This window comes from Pseudomonas sp. 05T35 (genome assembly GCF_056396605.1).
The window spans coordinates 1-4,309 of record NZ_JBFTLU010000512.1 but is presented as its reverse complement, the minus strand read 5'-3'; the positions used below and the strand labels follow the sequence as shown (position 1 = coordinate 4,309).

The 4,309-nt window shown below is 58.7% G+C and carries 3 protein-coding genes; all 3 read right to left on the bottom strand.

Annotated features, from left to right (window positions below):
- Nucleotides 1-1,142: GAF domain-containing protein (locus tag AC1DH9_RS26305; RefSeq protein WP_477809081.1), on the bottom strand; the 1,142-nt coding region annotated here is incomplete at its 3' end.
- Nucleotides 1,143-1,387: 245 nt separating this feature from the next.
- Nucleotides 1,388-2,791, bottom strand: coding sequence for an alkaline phosphatase D family protein (locus tag AC1DH9_RS26300; RefSeq protein ID WP_427537945.1), 1,404 nt, complete (start codon nucleotides 2,789-2,791; stop codon nucleotides 1,388-1,390).
- 335 nt (nucleotides 2,792-3,126) lie between these two features.
- Nucleotides 3,127-4,309 (bottom strand): dihydrolipoyllysine-residue acetyltransferase (aceF, locus tag AC1DH9_RS26295; protein WP_477809080.1); only part of this gene is annotated, 1,183 nt, incomplete at its 5' end.

Genomic DNA, 4,309 nt, shown 5'->3' with positions numbered 1-4,309 from the left:
GTGCTGTACTGGGTGATCGCGGTGAAGCTCGGGTTGACGTACTCGACCACGCCGTCGCAATTGACCAGCAAAAAGGCGTTGGCACTTTGCTCGACCGCGCGCTGGAACAGATGCAGGGCGCTGGTGGCAGTGCGGCGGTTATGGTTGTTGATGACCTGGGCGAACTGGTCGGCCAGCTCGCCGGCGAAGGCGATCTCGTCCGACTGCCAGGCGCGGGTCATGCCGGTTTGTTCCAGGCACAGCACACCAACTACCTGACCATCGACACGGATGCTGGCGTCGAGCATGGCATTGACGTCGCGCGGGCGCAGGCTCTCGGCCATGCCCCGGGTGCGCGGGTCGCRCATGGCATTGTGGGCGTCGATTGCGCGGCTGGTGTGCAAGGCTTCCAGGTAATCCGGGAAGTTGCTGGCRTCAATCACGTCCGGTAACCAGTACTCTTGAGAGGCGCGGTGGTAGGCGGAAATCGGTACCAGCTTCTGGTCTTCGAGGTTCCACAGGCTCGCGCAGTCGATTTCGTAGATCTCGCAGGCGCTGCGGGTGATCAGTTCGGCGGCTTCTTGCAGGGAGTTGCCGGTGCTGTAGCGCTGGCGGGCGAGCAGCAGGATCAGGTCTTGCTGGGCGCGAACGCGATCCAGGTGCAGCAGTTGTTCCTGCTGGGCGCGCTGGTTCAGTTCCAGGGCAATCTGCAGGCGCGAGTTCTGGGTTTCGAGGTCCAGCGCCGGTAGCAGCGGATCATCGGTAAACAAACCGTCGACCACCAGCAAATAGCCGCGTAGCAGGTGGCGATTGTGTTGTTTGTAGGCTTCGCCCAATTCGAGCAGGCTGAGGGAGCCTTGGGCGGTGTGCAGCGTGTAGCGGACCAGATAATGCGGGCTTGCGGTCAATTGTTGCTGGATCGCATCGTGCAACTGATAGCGCGCTTCGGGCTCCATCAGGCTCGCATAGGGTGAGCCGACCAGAGCGCACAGCTCGACAGCGGGCAAACCGAACTGGCGTTCGCAGTTTGGGTCAAGGAACAGCAGCGCCCAGCTTGGTTCATTCAGCCGCTCGAAACGCAGCATGCCGAGCCGCGAGGGCACGGGCAACTGCGTCACTACCTCGGCCACCATACGGCTGGCGGCATCGGGATGGCTTTTCATGGAAGAAACTCGCTTCGAAAATGCTGATCGCGCCGGGCTCGCGCCCTCTTTACTGTTGCCTGCGGCAAGGTTGCATCATGCTGCACTGACTGACAAGTAAGGATGAAGGCTAAGTGCTATAAGACTGTATCGGCAGGCAACCACATTTCTGCAATAAGTTGCTTGCGCCGGCTCCTGTAGCAGCTGCCGAGCCCGCGAGGCTGCCGGCAGCTGCTACGGGAGCAGTGTTTTACCGTATTTCCGTTCTATAGAGTGCTGCGCAGTGCGATGCTTATCGATTGCAGGGCGTTGCCATTCGCGTCGTGGTAAGTCACTTGTATGTGCTGCGCGTCGACCACCAGGTGCGCAAAGTTATCCTGGCTGACCACGTTACTGGTCAGTTGGTGGTAATAGTCGCCCGTAACGGTCTGCACCAAGGGTTGGTCGAGTACGAAGGTCGAGGCTTTGGCGTAGGGCAGCAGCGCGCTGTTGCACAGAGGCGACGAGACGATGGTGTGAACCTCGAAGTCCGGGTCCTCGCTGTGACTCAGGCGGCTGGTGAGCGAACCATGAACATCACCGGAAACAATGATGACGTTCCTGATCTTGTGGGTCCGGATGGTTTCCAGCAGGCGCAGACGCTGCTCGGGAAAGGCTTGCCAGGCGTCGTCGCCATAGTGCTTGCGGTCGGGGTAGAGCATCACGCTGGTGACCACGAACTTGACCCGTGCCGGGCTGTTGATCAGCCATTTGAGCAGGGCTTGCTCTTGCTCCGCATCGAGGATGCGTCGATCGTCGGCCGAGAGCGTGCGTCGGGTTCGACTGTCGGTCACGAACCATTCGATATCCCCTTCGGAAAACTGATACCAGTACTGTTTTAGTTCTCGGCTGGGTTGCCCGTTGGGTAGTAACTCGTGAACAGGACTGTGGCTGGCCTGATATAACTCATACGCCCTTGTTGCGTTTGTGTAGAGGAACTTATCGTTTTTGCTTTCATTGGCTGGCCAATTGTCTTCTATCTCGTGGTCATCCAGGATCATGTAGGTCGGGAGTGACGCCATCAAGTTTCGAATATGCGGCTGAGAAAAAGCGGTGCGGTACTTGCTGAGAATGTCCTTGTATTCTCGATCAGGAGCAATAATATTCAGGTCATCGATATAAACCTGATCGCCCGTCATCAGCAGAGCGCTGATCGGTGGTGATGATTGTTTAGCCAGTGTGTTGATGGCGGCAAAAATTCTATCGCCCTTGGCGGGTGCCGATGGCACACCCAGTGTCATGCGCAGGTAACGGCATGAGCCAACGATATAGCCGCGTGCTGCGGTGGTTTTGCTTGATGCGGTACGAAAACGATAGATTTCTTTCGGCCATTGCAGGGGGAGTTCTTGCACCGTTTCCACGGTGTGCACCGGGCTCATGGTGCTGAACCAGCCAGCCTGGTACTCGTAGGCGGTATCGGCGTCGAGGTTGTTGAGCGCAATAACGTCGGACAGGTCGTGACGTGCGGTTAAAGCAACAAACAGGCCTTTGGACCAGTGTGCATCAGCGGCGCGGCGATAACGTATTCCCGCAAAGACCGGGGCATTGTTTTCTGCATCACCGCGTAAAAAAATACGAGCGTGGTTAGTTGTTGTGTGGCCAATAATCGGACCAACAGTCGGTTTGAACATTTTCGAGTCCATTCGAAATGTAGCGGTGAAAGTTATAAAGTTTTGTGGAGGCGGTTAGTGCACTCTGTTGGCGCTATCCTATGGTTCGTTGGGCGATAAATATTGATAGGCAAGTGGACTTTGGCTGTGGTCTGAATAAGCCACGAAAGTAGTCCCGACTATTATCGGCGGTAGGAATACATACAGCGCTTAATCGACCGTTGACGGCATGCTGAAGTGGCGGGTGTTTTTCAGGCAAAAAAAGCCCCGCCAAATTGGCGGGGTTGAGGTACGAGCGTGGCGCTCGGAAAACGTGGAACGCGAGTGGCCCTCCGGTGAAGGAGGGCCGCCCGGTCTTACAGCAGAATGGTGCGGATGTCGCCCAGCAGATCGCTCAGACGCTTGGTGAAGCGTGCGGCAGCGGCGCCGTTGATCACACGGTGATCGTAGGACAGCGACAGTGGCAGCATCAGTTTCGGCTGGAAGGCTTTGCCGTCCCAGACTGGCTGGATGGTTGCCTTGGAAACACCGAGGATTGCCACTTCCGGCGCGTTGACGATCGGCGTGAAGCCGGTGCCGCCAATGTGCCCGAGGCTGGAAATCGTGAAGCAGGCACCTTGCATCTCGTCTGCCGAGAGCTTCTTGGTCCGGGCTTTTTCAGCCAGGGAAGCGGCTTCGGCAGCCAGTTGCAGCAGGCTCTTCTGGTCGACGTTCTTGATGACCGGTACCAGCAGGCCTTCAGGGGTGTCGACGGCGAAGCCGATGTTCACGTATTTCTTGCGGATGATCGCTTTGCCGCTTGGCGCCAGCGAGCTGTTGAAGTCCGGCAGCTCCTTGAGCAGGTGTGCGCAGGACTTGAGCAGCAGTGGCAGTACGGTCAGCTTGACGCCAGCTTTCTCGGCCACGGCTTTCTGTGCGACACGGAAAGCTTCCAGCTCAGTGATGTCAGCCGAATCGAACTGGGTCACGTGAGGCACGTTCAGCCAGCTGCGGTGCAGGTTGGCGGCGCCAGCCTGCATCAGGCGGGTCATCGGCACTTCTTCGATTTCACCGAAGCGACTGAAGTCCACAACCGGAATCGGCGGGATGCCCGCGCCGCCGGTTGCGCCACCAGCGGCCGGTGCTTCCTTGGCCTTCTGCATCATGGCTTTGACGTAAACCTGCACGTCTTCTTTCAGCACGCGACCGTGTGGGCCGCTTGGGCTGACCGCGCTCAGTTCGACGCCGAATTCACGGGCCAGTTGGCGCACCGCAGGACCTGCGTGAACCTTGGCGCCAGGCTTGGCTGGAGCAGCGGCCGGGGCGGCAACTGCAGGCGCGGCTGCAGCCTGAGCGGCAGGTGCAGCAGCAGGAGCGCTCGGAGCGGCAGCGGCTGGAGCCGGGGCTGCAGCAGGTGCCGCGCCTTTGACTTTCAGCTTCAGGATCAGGTCGCCGGTACCGACTTCGTCATCCAGCTTGATGGAAATACTTTCCACCACGCCAGCGGCAGGCGATGGGATTTCCATGCTCGCCTTGTCGGATTCCAGGGTGATCAGCGAC

What these genes read in the sequence shown, in the direction of transcription:
- AC1DH9_RS26300 (WP_427537945.1), bottom strand. Translation starts at nt 2,791, where the DNA reads ATGTTCAAACCGACTGTTGGTCCGATTATTGGCCACACAACAACTAAC.